This window comes from Brevundimonas sp. (assembly GCF_041648615.1).
Lineage (GTDB): Bacteria > Pseudomonadota > Alphaproteobacteria > Caulobacterales > Caulobacteraceae > Brevundimonas.
Genome location: NZ_JBAZOS010000011.1, coordinates 31170 through 49631, shown reverse-complemented (window position 1 = coordinate 49631; position 18462 = coordinate 31170). Strand labels below are relative to the sequence as shown.

General features: G+C 66.0%; 11 protein-coding genes. 8 read left to right on the top strand and 3 right to left on the bottom strand.

Features of this window, described 5'->3' with window-relative positions; all coding sequences use genetic code 11:
• The first annotated feature begins 2 nt into the window (after positions 1-2).
• Positions 3-3581, top strand: coding sequence for an ABC transporter permease/M1 family aminopeptidase (locus tag WC555_RS06455; RefSeq protein ID WP_373252251.1), 3579 nt, complete (start codon positions 3-5; stop codon positions 3579-3581).
• A gap of 113 nt (positions 3582-3694) precedes the next feature.
• Here WC555_RS06455 and WC555_RS06450 read toward each other — a convergent pair whose 3' ends face one another.
• Together WC555_RS06450 and WC555_RS06445 are read right to left on the bottom strand one after the other, a co-directional pair.
• The gene (locus WC555_RS06450; RefSeq protein ID WP_373252249.1) at positions 3695-5788 is read right to left on the bottom strand and encodes a peptidase domain-containing ABC transporter; all 2094 of its coding nucleotides are present in this window, start codon (positions 5786-5788) and stop codon (positions 3695-3697) included.
• 8 nt (positions 5789-5796) lie between these two features.
• Positions 5797-7032: an HlyD family efflux transporter periplasmic adaptor subunit gene (locus WC555_RS06445; RefSeq protein ID WP_373252246.1), complete on the bottom strand. Its 1236-nt coding sequence runs from the start codon at positions 7030-7032 to the stop codon at positions 5797-5799.
• Positions 7033-7533: 501 nt separating this feature from the next.
• Between WC555_RS06445 and WC555_RS06440 the strand changes: the two genes are divergently transcribed.
• The 6 genes from WC555_RS06440 (at position 7534) to WC555_RS06415 (ending at position 14872) form a co-directional block, all read left to right on the top strand.
• Entirely contained in the window at positions 7534-8556 is a 1023-nt protein-coding gene (locus tag WC555_RS06440; RefSeq protein WP_373252243.1) for a RimK family alpha-L-glutamate ligase, read from the top strand.
• Positions 8557-8616: 60 nt separating this feature from the next.
• Positions 8617-8826, top strand: a complete 210-nt coding sequence (locus WC555_RS06435; protein ID WP_373252241.1) for a hypothetical protein — start codon at positions 8617-8619, stop codon at positions 8824-8826.
• An 896-nt stretch (positions 8827-9722) separates the two neighbouring features.
• On the top strand, positions 9723-10100 hold the full coding sequence (locus tag WC555_RS06430; RefSeq protein ID WP_373252239.1) for a hypothetical protein: 378 nt from the start codon (positions 9723-9725) through the stop codon (positions 10098-10100).
• Between the two features lie 126 nt (positions 10101-10226).
• Positions 10227-12419 carry a TonB-dependent receptor gene (locus WC555_RS06425; protein ID WP_373252238.1) on the top strand — a complete coding sequence of 731 codons (2193 nt, stop codon included), beginning with the start codon at positions 10227-10229 and terminating at the stop codon, positions 12417-12419.
• A gap of 1 nt (position 12420) precedes the next feature.
• Entirely contained in the window at positions 12421-13413 is a 993-nt protein-coding gene (locus tag WC555_RS06420) for an alpha/beta hydrolase (protein WP_373252237.1), read from the top strand.
• 670 nt (positions 13414-14083) lie between these two features.
• Positions 14084-14872, top strand: coding sequence for a hypothetical protein (locus tag WC555_RS06415; protein WP_373252235.1), 789 nt, complete (start codon positions 14084-14086; stop codon positions 14870-14872).
• A gap of 183 nt (positions 14873-15055) precedes the next feature.
• On the opposite strand, the gene WC555_RS06410 is transcribed toward WC555_RS06415, so the two are convergent.
• The gene (locus WC555_RS06410) at positions 15056-15466 is read right to left on the bottom strand and encodes a DUF983 domain-containing protein (protein ID WP_373252310.1); all 411 of its coding nucleotides are present in this window, start codon (positions 15464-15466) and stop codon (positions 15056-15058) included.
• Positions 15467-15632: 166 nt separating this feature from the next.
• On the opposite strand from WC555_RS06410, the gene WC555_RS06405 reads away from it, so the two are divergent.
• Positions 15633-18461 (top strand): hypothetical protein, encoded by a 2829-nt coding sequence (locus WC555_RS06405; protein WP_373252232.1) that lies wholly within the window; start codon positions 15633-15635, stop codon positions 18459-18461.
• Position 18462: the final 1 nt, after the last annotated feature.

The following is an 18462-nucleotide window of genomic DNA, read 5'->3' as shown; positions in this document are numbered from 1 at the left end:
CCATGTTCCTCAAGGTCGCCACGTTCGAGTTTCGCTTCCAGCTTCGCCAGCCGGCCTTCTGGGTCATCAGCATATTGTTCGGCCTGATCGGCTTCGGCCTGATCGCGGCCGGCGACAACATCAGCTTCGGCGGGGCCGGCGCGGTCCACGTGAACTCGCCCTACGCGATTTCCCTGACCCATGGCGGCATGGCGATGTTCTTCATGCTGGCGACCACGGCGATCGTGGCCAACGTCATTGCGAGGGACGCCACCACAGGGTTCGGCCCGATAATCATGGCCACCCGGCTGTCGAAATTCGATTATCTCTACGGCCGGTTCGTCGGGGCGTTCGGGGTCGTCGCGCTGTCCTTTCTGAGTATTGCGGCCGGGATGCTGGTCGGCACGCTCATGCCGTGGGTGGATCGCGAGACACTTGGTGCGTTTCGACCCGGCGACTACGCCTACGCCTATCTGTTTATCGGGATGCCGACGGTGTTCCTGACCTCCGCGGTCTTTTTCACGCTTTCGACGATGACCCGTTCGATGATGGCGACCTACGTCGGCGTGGTCGCATTTTTCATCCTTTATGCGGCTCTGACATCGGCGCTGGACCGGCCCGAGTACCGCGATCTGCTGGCCTGGCTTGAGCCCTTTGGCGGCTCGGCGTTTGGAAACGTCACGCGCTACTGGACGCCTGCGGAGCGGAACACCCAGAACCCGCCGATCGAGGGCGTGCTTCTGTACAACAAGCTGATCTGGACCTTGGCGGGATTGGCTTTCCTCGTCGCCGCCTATCCGGCTTATCGGCCGGCCACGCGTGATCGGGGCGCCCGCAATCAGGCACGCCTTGGCGCCCTGGGCGATACGGTCAGACCCGCACCCGCGTCGTCGCTGCGCCAACTGCCTGACCCCGGCTTCGGGGCGGGCGCTTCATGGACCCAGCTGCGTCGCCGGACGACTTTCGAGATGGCCCTGATATTGAGAAGCCCGGCGTATCTCATTCTGGTGGCGCTGGGCGCCTTCCTGGCCGTCAGCGCCCTGCTGTTTGCGGGTGAGACCTATGGCGCTCCCACGCTCCTGGTGACGCGACTGGTCATTCAGAATCTGATCGGCGCGTTCGGCGTCGTTTCGGTCATTGTCGCGATCTACTATTCTGGGGAGCTAGTCTGGCGCGACCGGGAACTCCGCGTTCATGAGCTCGTCGACGCGACGCCGGCGCCTGACTGGACCTTCCTGATACCAAAGATGCTGGGGCTATCGCTCGTCCTGGTGTCATTGCTGATCGTGGCCGCAGCGGCCGGCATCGTCGTCCAAGCCTACAGGGGAATCGTCGACTATGAGCTCGACAAATACCTGTTCTGGTACGTGCTCCCGCAGTCGCTGATCTTCATTCAGCTGGCGGCGCTGGCGATCTTCGTTCAGGCGATGTCGCCCAACAAGTTCATCGGCTGGGCGGTGATGGTGGTGTTCCTGATCGCTCGTATCGCGCTCGCGAATCTCGGCTGGGACCATATCCTTATCCAGATAGTCGACCCGCCCTCCGTCACCTATTCCGACATGAACGGCTCTGGCGGAACGAGGCTCCGGGCAATCATTGTGAGCGGCTACTGGACCGCCTTCGTGGTCGCGCTGCTGGTGATCGCCTATGCGCTGTGGCAGCGCGGAACAGAGACCCGCTTGACCCCACGGCTCCGTCGATTGCCGCATCGATTGAAGGGCCTCGCGGGCTATACGGGCGGAGCCGCCCTGGCGGCTTTCGTCGCCCTGGGGGGCTTCATCTATGTGAACACCAATGTCTGGAATGTCTACGAGAGCGCCGAGGCGATCGACGCGCGCACGGCGGACTACGAAAAGACACTGCTTCGGTTTGAGACAACGCCGCAGCCCTCGATCACGAGCGTCAAGCTCGACCTGGTGCTGGATCCCGACGCCTCCAGGCTCAGAACAGTGGGCGCCTATTCGATCGAGAACCGCACGGGGCGGCCGCTGGGGGAGGTGCATCTCCGATGGACGGAGCGTCAGCTGGACGTCCCGGTTCTTGCCGTCGACGGCGCGACCCTGGTGCGATCCTGGGACCGTTTCAACTACCGCATCTATCGTTTCGCCACGCCAATGGCCCCGGGGGAGCGTCGTTCCGTGCGCTTTGAGACCCTGCTTCAACAAAGAGGGTTCAGGAACAGCGGCGACCTGACCTCCCTGGCGAAGAACGGCGCCTTTGTGAACAACAGTGAGTTCGCTCCCGTCATCGGTATGCACAGAAGCGCCCTGCTGAGCGACCCCACGACGCGGCGGAGGCATGGATTGCCCGCCGAGTTGCGTCCCGCCAAGCTGGAAGACGTTTCAGCGCAGACTCGAAACTACATCGGCGCCGATTGGGTGACGGCCGACATCACCGTGACCACAAGCGCCGATCAGACGCCCGTCGCCCCCGGCTACAAGGTCTCCGATGTCCGATCCGGCGCGCGGCGGACGGCCCGCTTCGTCACCGATGCGCCCATCCTGAACTTTTTTTCGGTGCAGTCCGCCGCGTATCGCATCGCCCGGGAAAGGCACGAAGGCGTTGACCTGGCGGTATACTATCACCCCGGCCACGAAACGAACGTGCCGCGGATGATCGGCGCGATGAAGGCTGCGCTGGACTATTTTCAGCCGGCGTTTGGTCCCTACCAGTTCCGTCAGGCCCGAATCGTCGAATTTCCCTACGGCCGGTTCGCCCAGGCCTTTGCGAACACCATACCGTATTCCGAGAATCTCGGCTTCATCGCCGATTTCTCAAACCCTGAGAAGATCGACTACGTGACCTACGTCACGGCCCACGAAATGGCTCATCAGTGGTGGGCCCACCAGGTTGTGGGAGCGGACATGCAGGGCGCCGCTGTTCTTTCGGAAACGCTGGCCCAGTATTCGGCCTTGATGGTGATGGAGAAGACCTACAAGCCGGAAAACATGCGCCGGTTTCTTAGATATGAACTCGACAGCTATTTGCGCGCGAGAGGCGGCGAGCGGCTCGAGGAGCTGCCGCTCTATCGGGTGGAGAACCAGGCCTATATCTTCTACAAGAAGGGAGGCTTGGTCCTGTACCTGTTGCGTGATCAGCTGGGCGAGGACGCTGTGAACGCCGCCTTGAGATCATTGATCTCGGCCCACGCCTTCGAGGGCGCGCCCTATCCCCGCTCCCTGGATCTGGTGGCCGCCCTCAGGGCGAACGCGCCCGCCGCGAAGCAGTCTCTGATCACCGACCTGATGGAGCGCATCACCCTGTACGACGTGAAGGTCGCAGGCGCCTCCGTGCATCGGCGGGCTGATGGCAAATGGGACGTGGCTGTAACGGTCGACGCGCGCAAACTCTATGCCGATGGCGAGGGCAGGCAGACGGAGAGTCCTCTGAGCGAAACGTTCGACGTGGGCCTGTTCGACGCCGAGCCTGGCAAGAGAAATTTCGACGAAGACAGCACGATCGCTCTGGAGCGTCGTCAGGTTCGGACGGGGTCGCAAATCTTCCGCTTCGTGACGGAGACCCGACCCGCCTACGTGGGCGTGGATCCCTTCAACAAATGGATCGACCGCGACACGGACGACAATGTGAAATCCGTCCGCTGAGGCGCTTCTGACGCGCCTCGCCCAGCGGCCCGGCCCCTGTGCCGGCGGCAAGGGTATGGGAGGCGGCGGGTGGCCTGAATCGGCGACCGAACCCAGGACGCGGTCCGGGCGTCTCAGGCCGTGAAGGACCCATCCAGCATAACCAGGATGCGCTCGGCGGCGTCGATCGTCTCCCGTCGGTGCGCGATGATAATCCGCGTGATGCCCATTCCGCCGATCGAGTCGTTGACGGCGCGCTCGTGCGCGAGATCCAGGTGCGCGGTGCCTTCGTCCATGATCAGGATCCTGGGCTTTCGATACAGGGCGCGCGCGAGCAGCACGCGTTGCTTCTGGCCGCCGGAAAGCGTCGACCCCATATCGCCAACCAGGGTCTCATAACGCATCGGCATGCGGTCGATATCGTCATGGATCGCCGCGGCGGTGGCGGCCTCGATCACGCGCGTCAGATCTACGTTCTCGTCGAAGAGAGCGATATTCTCCGCGAGCGAACCCGCGAAGAGACTGTCGTCCTGCAGAACGGCGGCGATCTGACTGTGGTAACTCTTGTAGCCAAACCGTTCGATCGGCATGCCGTCGATGAGCATCTCGCCGCCATCGGGCTGGACCAACCCCAGCAGGATTTTGACGAGCGTGGATTTTCCACCCCCTGAAGGGCCCGTGATGGCGACGTGTTCGCCGGCGTCGACCACAAGGTTCACGTCCTTGAGAACCACGGGATCGCTTGCGGCATAGCGATAGGTGACGTCGCGCAACTCGATCTTGCCCCTTAACGGGGTCACCGCATCGTCATCGCCCTGGAAACCAGGGTCCTCATCGGACAGCGCGATATCCGAAAGGCGCTCGAGGTGAAGGCCGAGCATCCGAAAGGCGATGCCTTGATCTATGAGAGACGCCGACTTCTGGATAAACTGATTCTTGTATACTGAGTAAGCAAATATCATGCCGACGCTGAAGCTCGATCCGTTTAGTACAAGACCGACGGCGATCCACACCATAATAATATTCTCTACGCTGAATATTATGGTGTTCGCGGTGGCCTGCCATATCTTTATTCTTTCAACGCGCACGCCGGCGTTGACGGTGTCCACCAGACGGGTCTGCCATAGCGCATGACGCAGGGTTTCGCGGCCGAACAGACGTAGTGTCGTGATGCCGCGGAGCGTTTCCATCAGCACGGTCTGCTCTTTGCCGCTGGTGATGATCGACGCTTCGTTGGCCTGACGTTCAAACGAGAACGACAACCAGCGCACCAGTGCATAGAGGCCGAACGCGACAAGCGCCACGCTGGCCAAAAGCAGGCTGTAGTACAGCATGAGCGCAAGCGTAAGTATCGCCATCACGCCATCAATGATCGCTGCGACCGCCCCTTGCGTGAGCATGTTCTGGATCGGCGTGACCGACTGAAAACGGGTCAGTATGTCGCCGGTGTGCCGCTTCTCGAACCAGTCGATCGGTAATCGGAACAGCCGGCGCGCGATGTTCGAGGACAGGCTGAAGCCCAGTGTCGTTCCCGCCACCAGCAGGACGAACGATCTGAGTAGCGCCACGACGGCGTTGACGATCGCGAAGAGTCCGAAACCGAGCGCCAGGACGGTCAACAGGTCACCGTCAAGGGCCGGTAGCGCGGTGTCGATCGCGATCTGCATATAGTAGGGCGAGGCGAGCGCGAACGCCTGCAGTATGAGGCTCAACACGAGCACCTGGACCAGGGCGCGCTTCAGGCCTGACATGTTCTGCCACAGCTGCGGCAACCTTAGCCGCTCACGCATCCTCCCGGTCTTGAAGGTGTTGCCTGGCCGGAGTTCAAGCGCCACGCCGGTGAAATGCTCCGACACCTCCGCCATGGGCAGGCGACGCGAATGGCCGGCCGGATCATGGATGAGGGCCTTGCCCCCTCGCACGCTCTCCAGAACCACATAGTGGTTCATGTCCCAGTGCAGGATCGCGGGCAGGTGGAGTTGGCCCAGGCCTTCCAGGGGCGCCTTGACCGCCCGGGGCGTGAGACCGATCTTGTCGGCCAGGCCGATGAGGGTTTGCAGGGATGCGCCCCGCAGGCTGGGCGGAAATCGCCGCCGCAGCGTTCCAAGATCGACGTCCAGACCATGGTAGTTCGCAACCATCGTCAGCGAAGCAAGGCCGCACTCGGCCACTTCGGTTTGCCGGACGACGCGCACCCGAGATCGCGTCACGAGTCCCAGATCAAGCATGGCCCCCTCTACCGACGACGAATGGCGAACAGCGGTTCGAAGAGCCACTGCAGGAGGGACTGTTTGTCGGTCACGATGCGCGCCGTGAGCGTCATGCCGGGGATCAAGGGCTCTCTCCTCCCGTAAGCGGACACATCGGCTTGCTTGAGCTCGACCGTTACCGGATAGACCATAACGGGGGCGCCGTCGGGCCCGGGCTGGCTCACGGCGCTGGAGGCGACGGTGAGAACTTTTCCAGGCACGGTGCTGTAGCGCTGATAGGGGAAGGCGTCGATCGCCAGACGGACGTCCTGCCCGGGTTTGATGAACCCGATGGCGGCGCTGCCGACCGACAGATCGGCCCGGAGAACCGAACCGCGCGGAACGATGCTCATGAGGGGTCTGGAAGGGCTGGCGACCTGTCCGGCCCGTGCGACCAGCGCGGTCACGCGGCCGCCGACGGGGGCCCGCAGCACATACGACCGCGCTCCACTCGCGCTCGCCGCCGATTGCGCCACTTCGGCGCGCGCCGCCGACAGATTGGCGAGCTGGACGTTCGCCTGGGCTCTCGACTGTTCGCTTGCGCGCCGGGTCTCGGCCAGGGCTGACCGTCGCGACGCCAGCGCCTGAGTCAACTGGGCGAGCTGCTGTCGGCGTGTCAACAGAAGGTCCTCGCGGCTCTGGAGATCCCGGCCGCTTATGAACCCCTTCTCATGGACCGCGCGAACGCGGTTGAGATCGGCCTCGGCCGTCGCTATCAGCTCGTTCTGGATGGCGATCTGCGAGGCCAGCTGCGCGATTTCCCCCTCCAGGCCGGTGCGCTGGGCCGCGAGCCCTTGCTGCTCGGCGGATGCCGATGCGGCGTAAGCCTCGATCTGTGCGATCAGGCTCGCATCCTGTTGCTCGATCGCCGCCTCGACGCGTTCTCCGGTCGTCGGCAGGATGGCGGCGTCTTCTTCCGATCGTATCGCCGCCAGCCGCGTCCCGGCCATGACCTCCTGACCGTCGCGAACGTCCAGAGAGGTGATCACCCCGTCCCGTGTAGGAACAATCGTCGCGATGCCGGCGTCAGGCGCCAAGACCCCGGTCACGACCTCAACTCGGGCATAGCTCGCCAAGGACATGAAGATCACGGCTGTGACGAGGCTCGCCAGCAACAGATAGCCGATGATCTGCCAGGACACCGGAACCGCGATCACGACATCGCCTGCCAGTCGGTTACGCCGCCCGGAAGACGCTTCGGGGCGAAACAGGCCGCTGCTCATGACTGACTCTCAAAACCCCGCCGGGTAGCGGAGGCGCTCGTCGGCGTGTGCGGGCCTGCCGCGACCGGACGGGATGGTCGGCGGCTGGCGAGCTGCGGGCACGTCAACACGTGTCCGACAGAGGCCGCGCCTCGCACCTTCAGCGCAGCCTGCATCACGCGCGCGTCTCCACCACTGCTGGCGCCCTCCACCCCGGGACGCCAGCGAAACTCTACCCGAGACGCGCCTCTGTCCACAACTCTTCATTGCGGAGAACAGGCCTCCCCGAAACAGCCTGCACGAGAGCCGTCGCGGGCTACATCAACCCGGCGCACAACGATACCTTGCGGGCCGACCGGGCGAAAATATGGCGGCGATTGACTCTCGCCCCTTTCAGCCCTTAGCTTTCAGGGGTGCAGCATGTGGGGTCCCATGGAAGTTGCAATCATAAGTTCCGCGACCGACTTGCATTCAGAAGTTGTTCGGTGGGCGTTGGCCCAGGCCGGCGTTCCCTGCCATGTCATGGACACGCTGTATGGGCTTCACAACCATGGGGGCGCGAGCCTCCTGATCGACGACCTGCCTTCAACGCGGGGCGGGACATGCAATGCCAACCTGCGCGCCGCCTGGTACCGCCGGCATTACAAGGTCCGTTCCGCCGCGTCGGACGCGGACGACGAGAACGGGGTCTTCCGGACAAGCGAAAGCAACATGATGCAGGAGAATGTGGTCGCGACGCTGGGCGCCGATCCGAACATCTCCTGGATCAATGACCCTTCCAGCGCCCGCGCCGCTGAACACAAGTTTCTTCAACTCGTGCACGCGAAACAGAGCGGCCTGGCTGTGCCGCCGACCCTGATGTCGGCCGATCCCGACCGGATCCGCGAGTTCGCGCGCGCTCACCGGTCCCTGGTGGTCAAGCCCTTCGGTGTCTACTCGTGGGCGTACAGCGACCTCAGCCGAACCTACGCTCTGGCCAGCAAGGTGGACGCTGCGCGCATCCTGGACAGCCCGGATGGCGCGTTGTCGAACACGCCCGCCATCTATCAGGTCGCCGTCGACAAGGTCTCGGATCTGCGCGTCGTGGTGGTGGGCTCCGACGTCTACGCCTACGACATCGCCCAGGTCGGCGTGCCTGATTTCGATTGCCGATTTGCGATGGCCAATCCGAAAATGGCTTCAATCGAACCGTACAGCCTGTCGGCCGAACAAAAGGCGCGGGTTCTTCGGATGATGACCTCGCTGAACATCGACATGGCCAGCGCCGATTTCGCGCTGACCGCGGACGGCGACATCGTCTTTCTGGACCTCAATCCCGCGGGCGCGTGGTTGTTTCTGGAGGAGCGCGTTCCATCGGTCGGTCTGACCTCGCTGGTCTGTCGCCTTCTCGCGGAGAAGGCCGGGTACGCCCCGGGCCTTGATTTTCCGGACTACGCGGCCTTCGCGAGGTCCAGTGCGGTCGAGGCCTTCAATCATCGATACAGGACCGAAGCCGAAAAGGGCGCCACTATACGAAATGACCGTACCTGGACGGAAGCAGCATAGAAATTGCATTTGCGATAAAATTTAAGGTTGCATGAGATGTGTATTCGTGAACAACTTTAGATGTTCGAGTTGTTCGAACTACAAGAGGAGTTTACGATGCAAAATTCGTCTCATGAGCCGATCACCAAGACTTTGGGAGTTGAGCTGACGGCCGCCGAAATTCAAGAAGTTGCTGGCGCGGACTGGATTCCGGACATCACGATCGAAGAAGCGGACAAGCCGAGCCTGAAGTTGACGTTCTCGGCGGTTGAAGTAACTGTTGAGTGGTGAACTGACTCGCTGGACCCCGTCTCGTCTCGGAAGAGAGTGATCAGCGACGTCGGTCGCTGTGATGACGGGGTCCGCATCAGCCAATGCCAACCTTGGCGGGCGTTGATGCCCGCTTTTTTGCGGTAAAATCCGAAGTTTTGGTAGATCGCATAAGGCGCGGAACGAGATGATACTGTCGAAGAGAGTCGCTTTACTGGTGATGCTGCTCGGAGGCCTGGGGGGTGAAGCGGCTGGTCAGACCTCCCGCCCCCTGGCCGCCAGCGACGTGGTTGGCGACTGGTCGCTGGTCATCACCCCCGTGAACCGCAATGGCGTCGACATCTCCGTTGAATCGCGGGACGGGGCACCCTCGGATTGGCCGCTGACGATCGCGTCCGAAGGCGGCAACCGGCTCTCCTGCGTCATTCGGGCTCGGCCGGGCGAGTGCCGGATAGAGAATGGCGGGCTGGTCGTTGTCTCGTCGTCCAGGGCGGGTGGAGCGACCATGACGTTCAATCTCTCGGAACGCACGACGGACGGCCTGGGAGGGACGGCGAGAATGAGGGTGCGGCTCATGCCGTTTGTGGGCGGACAAATCGGCGCCGTGAGGATGACGCGGCGATAGCGCCGATCGACAGCTCGGTTCACCCGGACGAGCAATCGCTGCGGAACTGGTCAACATCCCGCCAGAAGCGCTGCAGCTTCCACCAACCGCGCGAGGTCGGGATCGCCTGCGAAATCAATGGCCATCGAATCTCACTGAGCCGGCCTTGACTGGTCCCGACACCTCTGTCGAAACCACCCGGCGCTGGCGCCGGCTCAGAGCCAGACAAGCCAGGGCAGGCCCGACCCGGCAGTCATTGTCGCCTGCTCTCCCGCAGGGCTGGATATTATCGGCCGTTTCGGGACTATGGGTCATGGAGTCGCGCGACACTGATGAACTCATCGTCTGGGCGCAGGCGCTGGAGGCCTATGCCCGGGACTGGGACGAGACCTTCGAGAAGCGGCCCGGCTATTTCACCCAGGAGTTCTGGTACCTGCTGGTGGGCTGCATGATCGCCAACTGGAACGGTCGGCCGATGACCATGAGCCAGGCCTGCCAGCAGATGAAGAGCGGCTCCAACCGCACCCGCGAGGAGCGCATCAAGCGCGCCGTGGATGACGGCTTCCTCGTCAAGGAGCGGACAGGCGACGACGGCCGGACGGCCCTGGTCCGGCCGACGCCCAAGCTGGAAGCCCTGATGGTCGGCCACCTGCGGCGGACCCGCGACATCATCAGGACGGCGCTCGGCTGAAGCCCGATTGTCCGCAGCTTTTGCGGGCAGTTTCGCGCGCAACTCTTCGCTAGTCCGCCGGCCGGCGCCATGATGCGATGCCCCTCATCGAGATCGCCCGTCAGCGGCGACCGGGGGAGGACGACCATGAAGATCCAGACCGCTCGCGGCGCGCGCCGCGCCCTCATGCTCGCCGGCGTGTCCGCCATCGTGCCGGCCGCCCTGCCGGCCGTCGCGCAGGAGGCCCTGCCAGCTGCTCAGCAGGCCTCGACCCTGGACGAGGTGGTGGTCACCGCCCGCCGGCGCGAGGAGCGGCTGCAGGACGTGCCGGTGGCCGTCACCGCCCTGTCGTCGGAGGCGCTGGAGAACCTGCAGGCGTCCGACATCGGCGCGCTGCAAGGTACGGTTCCCAACCTGACCCTGCACGAAGGCGACGCCGCCAACGCCGTGGTCTATCTGCGGGGCGTCGGGCAGGTGGACAGCCTGGCCTTCGCCGATCCGGGCGTCGGCGTCTATGTCGATGACGTCTATCTGGGCCGGGCCCAGGGCGCCTTCCTGTCGGTCTATGACGTGGACCGGATCGAGGTGCTGCGCGGCCCCCAGGGCACCCTGTACGGCCGCAACACCATCGGCGGCGCGGTGAAATTCGTCTCGACCCCGCTGAGCGCCGACCGGGGCGGCCGGGTCGAGGCGTCGGTCGGCGACTACGGGCTGTTCGAGACGCGGATCAGCGCCGGCGGCGCCCTGAACGAGGACGCCACCTTGCTGGGCAAGGCGGCGGTGTCGGTATCCCGTCGCGACGGCTATTCCGACAACGCCTTCACGGGCGAGGACGACGGCGACAAGGACCAGATCGCGGGTCGCGTCTCGGCGGAGTATCGCCCGTCCGACGATCTGTCGTTCCGGCTGAATATCGACGCCTCGCGGGACCGGCCCGATACCTCGCGCACCCCGGCGCGGGCGACGGATGTGCTGGGCCTCTATCCGGATACGATGGCCGATCCGTTCAAGGTCGACGCCGACTTCAACGACCTGAACACGCTCGACACCTTCGGCGCCGCGCTGACGGCCGACTGGGCCGTGTCGGACCTGTGGTCGTTCAAGTCGGTGACCGCCTGGCGCTCCATGGACTACGCCAGCCACCTGGACCTGGACGCGACGCCGCTGGCCGTGTTCGGCGTCTATGTGGACGAGAACCAGCACCAGTTCAGTCAGGAGTTCCAGCTGACCTACGCCGGCGAGCGGCTGAACGCCGTCGCCGGCGTCTTTTATTTCGACGAGACCGACCTGACCTATTCCGGCCTGCTGGGCCCGGTCATCAGCCTCGTCACCGGATCGATCAATGACCAGCACAACCGCTCCTGGGCGGCCTATGGCCAGGCGACCTATGATCTGACCGAACGGCTCAGCCTGACGGCGGGCCTGCGGTACACCTATGAGGACAAGGATTTCCGTCGGACCCAGACCTTCTACGGCCCGGTGACCGCGCCGCCGGAGCGCGACGATCCCGGCCTGCTGGTGACGGATATCGACACCTCGGAAAGCTGGGATTCCTGGTCGCCGAAGCTGGGGCTGGACTACACGGTCTCGGACGATGTGATGGCCTATGTCAGCGTCAGCCGGGGCTTCAAGTCGGGCGGCTTCGACGGTCGCGCCAACGACGCCTCCGGCGCCGCGCCCTATGATCCCGAGACCCTGTGGGCCTATGAGGCCGGGCTGAAGTCGACGCTGATGGACCGGCGTCTGACAGCCAACATGGCCGTCTTCTGGAACGACTACACCGACCTGCAGCTGTCCAGCTTCTCGGCCGACGGGGGCGGGGGCTTCATCGCCGTGTTCACCAACGCCGGCGCCGCCACCATCCGGGGGGCCGAGCTCGAGCTGACGGCGCGGCCGGTCCGGGCCCTGACGCTGAACGCCACGGTCGGCTATCTCGACGCCCGGTACGACGAATACATCGGCCCCGGCGGCGTGGACATCAGCGACCAGCGCCATCTGGTCAATGCGCCGGAGTGGTCGGCGCGGCTGGGCGGCGTCTATGTCGCCGACCTGGGCGTCAACGGCTCCCTGACCCTGGGGGCGGACGCGTCGTACCGGTCGAAGGTCTATCCGACCGTCTCGTCCAGCGAGGTTCTGGCCCAGGACGGCTATACGCTGGTCGACGCCTTCGTGCGCTGGAGCGACCGGGACGACCGCCTGTTCCTCCAGCTGGGCGGCCAGAACCTGACGGACGAACGGCATGTCGAGCAGGGCTTCGACCTGTCGGACTCGCTCGGCTACGAGCTGGCCTATTTCGGCGCCCCGCGCACGGTGCGCCTCACCGCCGGGTTCAAATTCTGAGATGAACCGCGCTCGGGGGCCCTGGGTCGAGCCGGATACGGCGGCGCTTCTGGCGGCCATGGCCACGGATTTCGCCGGCGCCCCGGCCGAACCCACGGTCGATGAGCGGCGCCAGGGCCTGAACATCGCCGCCGACCTGTACGGCCCGGCCCCGGCTGCGGTCGGCCGGATCGAGGATCGTGTCGCGCCTGGCCCCCATGGACCCGTTCCGGTGAGGGTTTACCGGCCCCTCGGGAGCGACATGGGCCGGCAGCGGCCTCTGGTGGTGCACATCCACGGCGGCGGCTGGGTGCTGGGCGATCCGGACGGCTATGCGCGACTCTGCCGGGCCTATTGCGCGGCGGGCGACTGTGTCGTGGTGGATGTCGACTATCGCCGGGCGCCCGAGCACAGGCATCCGGTGGCGCTGGACGACTGTCTGGCGGCCCTGGCCTGGGCCGCGGCCAACGCCCGGGCGCTGGGCGGCGATCCGACGCGCATCGTGGTGACCGGAGACAGCGCGGGCGGCCATCTGGCGGCCGCGACCTGCCAGCAGACCTCGATCCCGGTGGCGCTGCAGATCCTCGTCTATCCGGTGATGAGCGCCAGCGCCCACGCCGACTTCGCCTCGCGCAAGACGCTGGGCGACGGCGCATGGTTCCTGCGCGAGTTCGACATCCTGCGCGCCGAGAGCGAGTATTTCTCGCCGGGCGAGGACCGCGAGACCGCTCCGGCCTCGCCCTTGCTGGCGTCGGCCGAGGTGCTGTCGCGCCAGCCGCGCACCGTGGTGATCACCGCGGGCCTCGACCCCCTGTGCGACGAGGGCGCGGCCTATGTGAAGGCGCTGAAGCGCGCCGGGGTCGACGCCCGGGAATGGCGGATCAAGGGGACGATCCACGGCTTCGTCCTGTTCGCCGGGCGCATTGGCAAGGGGCGCGACATCATCCGGCGCATTGGCCAGGCCGTGTCCGGCGCGCGTTTGGGACGGGGGCGTTTCGGCCTGTTCCGACGTTGAGCGTCAGAGAGCGTGGCAGCCTTGTCAGCCCGACGCCGCGCTTGCAGACAGACCCGGTGAACCTGACTCAGGTGGTCATCGACTCCCCCGATCGCGCCTTCGCCGCCGGGCGACCCTGACGGCGCGTGAACGGCCGCCGCCGCCGCCCGCCTTCCTCCTCCATCAGACACCGCCCGGATCGGCGTCGTCCGTCCACAGGTTTCCGGTCGGCCCAGGATGGTTTCTCCGTTTACCGGACCACCCGACCGGCGGCGTCCGGCGGCCGCGATCGCGCACGTTCCGATAGAGATAAGTATATCGTTCTATCTTTCAGGGTGACACCCGCCATCATTTCTCAGGCGTGGTGAAGAAATCGATATAGCAAACATCTCATCGTGTAGATTCATTGACGTAATAGCGATCTCTATTGGCGAGACGGGAAAGTAAGGAAAAGATGTTCATTCAATAAAATGCTTTATACTAAGAAGGTCCACGAAAAAATCTCCTCCATGTCATTACAATGAGAAGGAGACTGACTGCCGCTCCAAATTCGAATAGCGAAGGTTGAGGGCATTTTTGAATATCATTACTGCGTTAACCATGGCATTTAACCAATCCGGTAAGGCCTGGGTTAATCTATCAACGTTCATTGAAGCGTGACGGAAGAGGTGGAAGTCGGGGCTGGCGGAACATGCATGCGGGACGAGGCGAGGGTGGCTACGGGCGTTTGCGCGAGGAGGCGGAGGCGGGACCGGTTCCGCAGCGGCGGGCCTTCGGCGCGCCGTACGAAAGCATCACCTTCTCAACAGCGACCCGGTCGCGTTCCGAGCTGACGGTCACCCTGGCCTCGCAGCCTGTGTTCGACCTGGCGTCCTCGGCGCCGATCAGCCAGCGCCTGAAGCGCACGATCCGGCGCTGTGACGAACGCTCGATCTTCGAACGGAAAACCCTCGAGCTGGACGACCTCAGACAGATCGACATCCTGACCATCGAGCACGGCATGCGGCTGTTGCGGCTGGGACCGGGCGATTGCGGCATCGTGCCGGCGTTCTGGCGGACGCTGACGGCGGCGCGCGGCCCCTATGCATTGCAGTGCGCGGCGGTTCAGCACAGTTCAGAGCCCGGCAGCCTGCTGATCGAGGTCTTCGGCGGCCTCGAACATACGCCTGTCGACGTCATCGATGAGGCCCTGGCCCATTTTCAGACCCAGACGCGCGGCGTCGTGCTTCACATCGCGCCGGACGTCGACACCGTGCGGCGTCTCAGGGGCGTCAAGGCCCAGTGCCTGGCCATCGACTTCGCCGGGGTGGCGCACGAGGGCGCGCGCGACTGGCTCAGCGCCGCCGACCTGACGGCTGCGGCGCGGCAGATCTGCAGCCAGCTCCTGCTGGTCAATCTTCGGCCGGAGCGGGCGTTGGCGGCCCAGGCCGCGGGCGCCACCCATGCGGTCTTCGCCAACCTCGAGCCGCGGACGCTCTAGGGACCGACCGCCCGACGCGCGTCTATTTTCTCTTGCGCGTCAGGATCATGCGGACGCTCATTACAAGGATGACGGCCGGCACGAGAACGAGCAGCCACGACAGTATCCGCTCGATCATCATCACGCGCCCCTCCTTGAGGCGGGCTCAAGGGGCGCGTGGTCGCCGGGGAAGTCAAACAGCGCCTAGCGCCACTTCGATCCTTCACCATGCCCGCCGACGCTCTCGAACTCGGGCGGCGCGGCCTTGTGGACGTATTGTTCGGAGACCAGCCAGCCCTTGAGCGGACGCAATACGCCGAGGCAACCCAGCACGAGCAGCGGCATGGTGACGGCCAGATGCACCCAGATCGGCGGATGGGCGCCGAACTCGAACCACATGAACAGGGCCATGCCGACGATGCCGACCAGGCTCATCCCGAAGAAGGCCGGGCCGTCCGCCGGTTCGGCGAAGCTGTAGTCCAGACCGCAGGCGGGGCAGGCCTCGCGAATGGTCAGGAACCCGGTCAGCAGCGGACCCTCGCCGCAACGCGGACATCGGCAGCGCAGGCCGGTGGAGAGGGTGTTCAGGTGCGGGAACTCGGGTTGGGTCACAATAGGGGTCCTGACGGGAAGCCGCTACGCATGTCGGCCTGCGGGTCCTGCTGCGCAACGGGCCGCATTGTCGCGGTCACCAACCGTTAACCGCGTTGTAAGGCCGGTCGCGCGAGGGTGCGCGCGTATGTCCGGGGTCCCCGTCAGCAAGCGCGTTCTCAGATCCACCGTGGCCGCCGCCGCGGCGGGGGCGGTCGCGTTCGCGCCCATGGCGCCGCTGGCCCAGGAGGTCGGCGCCGCAGTCGATCCCATCTCCATCCGCATCGGCGCCAACGCCGCCTTCACCCGCATCGAATTCGCCGGCGTCATCGGCGCGCGGTCGCGGGTCCGGCGCGAGGGCCGCGATGTCATCGTCCGCATCGGCTCCACCGCCGCGCCGGACGTCTCGCGGCTGAAGGTCGATCCGCCCAAGGGGGTGGAGAAGGTCGAGACGCGCGCCGTCCAGGGCGCCACCGAACTGGTCCTGACCCTGGCCGAGGGGGCCGACGTCCGCAGCGGCTCGGCCGACGGCGCGGTCTATCTGAACCTGTTCGCCTCGGCGCCCGATGCGCCGGCTCCGGCGGCCGTCGCGTCGCAGACCGTGGCGGTGGTCAGCCGGGCCACCCCCGCCAAGGTCTCGCTGACCTTTCAGTGGGACAGGCCCGTCGGCGCCGCGGTCTTCCGGCGCGGCGAGGCGGTCTGGGTGGTGTTCGACACGCCCGCCAGGCTCGACATGTCCGGCGCGCGGCAGCTGGGTCCCGTCTCCGACGCGCACTGGACGGCCGGGCCCGACCATGTCGCCGTCCGCATCGCCGCCCCGGCCGGACTGGCGGTCTCCGCCGTCGCCCAGGGCTCGGCATGGACCGTCGTCATCGGCGGCCAGCCCGTCGCCGTCGAGGGCGTGGTCGTCGATCGTGACGACAGCGGCGAGCCCGTTCTGGTCGCCCATATGGCGGGCGCCACCAGGGCCGTCTGGCTGACCGATCCGCTGGCCGGGGACCGGTTCGCCGCCGTCACGGCCCTGGCGCCCGGCAAGGGTTTCGCCGATCGCCGCCGCACCGTGGACCTGGCCCTGTTGCCTACGGCCCAGGGACTGGCCGTCGAGACCTCGTCCGCCGACCTCGGCATCCACGCCGACGGCGATCTGGTCACCTTCAGCCGCCCCGCCGGCCTGATCCTGTCGCCGCCTTCGGCCGCGCTGGGCGCCGCCGCCGACGAGAACGGGGCGCCGCGGAAGGCGAAGTTCCCGGCCCTGATTCTGGCCGAATGGGCGGACGCGGGCCATGCCGGCTTTTCGGCCCGCTACCGCCAGCTCCAGGACGCCGCCGCCCGGGAAGCGGCGGAGGCGGGCGACGATCCGCGCGCGCCGGCCGAGGCGCGTTTCGCCCTGGCCCGGTTCCTCGTCGCGTCCGGCCTCGGCTACGAGGCCGTGGGCGTGCTGAACAACATCGTCGCCAAGGCCCCCAACATGGTCGGCGAGCCCGAACTGCGCGGCCTGCGCGGCGCGGCCCGCGTCTCGATCGGCCGGATGGAGGAGGCGGAAGGCGACTTCGCCGCCTCCGCCGTGGCCGGCGACCCGGCCTCCGCGATGTGGCGGGGCTATATCGCCTCCAGCCAGGGCGACTGGGCCGCCGCCCGGCAGGCCTTCGCCACCGGAGCGGTGGCCGCCGACGCCTTTCCCGCCGCATGGCGCGCCCGGTTCGGCGCGGCCCATGCGCTGGCGGCGCTGGAGACCGGCGACCTGCCCGCCGCCCGCGCCCTGCTGGCCTACAGCTTCAGCCAGGAGGCGCCCGCCGCCGACCAGCTGACCGCACACCTTGTGCAGGCCAAGCTGCTCGAACTGGACGGCCAGTCGGATCGGGCGCTCGCCGTCTATACCGCCGTCAGCCGGGCGCCCCTGGATGCGGTCGCGGTGCCGGCCAAGCTGGGGGTGGTGCGCCTGTCGTTGGCCAAGGGCAAGATGAAGCCCGACGCGGCCGCGACGGAACTGGAAGGTCTGCGCTGGCGCTGGCGGGGCGACGCCACCGAACTGGCCGTGATCCGGCAACTGGGACAGCTCTATCTGTCGCAAGGCCTCTATCGCGAGGCTCTGACGGCCTTGAAGGGCGCCGGGCCCGGCCTGAACCGTCTCGAAGGCGCCGCCGAGATCCAGACCGATCTGGGTTCGGCCTTCCGCATGCTTTTCCTGCAGGGCGGGGCCGACGGCCTGCAGCCCGTACAGGCCCTGGGCCTGTTCTACGATTTCCGCGAGCTGACCCCGATCGGCGCGGACGGCGACGAGATGGTGCGGCGTCTGGCGCGCCGGCTGGTCGATGTCGACCTGCTGGATCAGGCCGCCGAACTGCTGAAATACCAGGTCGAGAACCGGCTCGAGGGCGTCGCCAAGGCCCAGGTCGCGACCGATCTCGCCACCGTCTATCTGATGGACCGCCAGCCCGAGCCGGCGCTCCAGGCCATCTGGGGGTCGCGCACCACCATCCTGCCCAGCGCCCTGAACGCCGAACGCCGCGCGCTCGAGGCCCGGGCCCTGACCCAGCTGGGCCGTTACGATCACGCCCTGGAAGTGCTGGGTGGAGACGCCTCGCCCGAGGCGCGCGACGTTCGCGCCGAGATCTTCTGGAAGCAGCAGAACTGGATCCAGGCCGCGGCCCTGTATGACGCCCGTCTGGGGCAACGGTACGCCGATCCGGCGCCGCTGACGGCCGAGGAAGAGGCGCGCCTGATTCGCGCGGGGATCGGCTATTCGCTGGGACAGGACGGCGCCGCCCTGAACCGGCTGTCGCGCAACTATCGGCCGTTCGTGGCCGGGGCCCGGGCGAAGTCGGCCCTGTCCATCGCCCTGGACGACGACGGCGCCACGCCCGGAGATTTCGCCGCCCTGACGGCCTCGGCCGACACCTTCACCGGCTGGGTCACGGCCATGAAGAGCGACCTCAGAACGAAAACGGGCGAGAACCGCGCCGCGGCCCCCGCCCGTCCTCAAGCTGTCGCGGCGGCCCCTCAGAGGCCGGCCGCATAGA

Bases quoted from the DNA above. Each gene is read 5' to 3' on its own strand.
- WC555_RS06455 (WP_373252251.1), top strand. From the start codon at position 3: ATGTTCCTCAAGGTCGCCACGTTCGAGTTTCGCTTCCAGCTTCGCCAG.
- WC555_RS06450 (WP_373252249.1), bottom strand. From the start codon at position 5,788: ATGCTTGATCTGGGACTCGTGACGCGATCTCGGGTGCGCGTCGTCCGG.
- WC555_RS06445 (WP_373252246.1), bottom strand. From the start codon at position 7,032: ATGAGCAGCGGCCTGTTTCGCCCCGAAGCGTCTTCCGGGCGGCGTAAC.
- WC555_RS06440 (WP_373252243.1), top strand. From the start codon at position 7,534: ATGGACACGCTGTATGGGCTTCACAACCATGGGGGCGCGAGCCTCCTG.
- WC555_RS06435 (WP_373252241.1), top strand. From the start codon at position 8,617: ATGTTCGAGTTGTTCGAACTACAAGAGGAGTTTACGATGCAAAATTCG.
- WC555_RS06430 (WP_373252239.1), top strand. From the start codon at position 9,723: ATGGAGTCGCGCGACACTGATGAACTCATCGTCTGGGCGCAGGCGCTG.
- WC555_RS06425 (WP_373252238.1), top strand. From the start codon at position 10,227: ATGAAGATCCAGACCGCTCGCGGCGCGCGCCGCGCCCTCATGCTCGCC.
- WC555_RS06420 (WP_373252237.1), top strand. From the start codon at position 12,421: ATGAACCGCGCTCGGGGGCCCTGGGTCGAGCCGGATACGGCGGCGCTT.
- WC555_RS06415 (WP_373252235.1), top strand. From the start codon at position 14,084: ATGCATGCGGGACGAGGCGAGGGTGGCTACGGGCGTTTGCGCGAGGAG.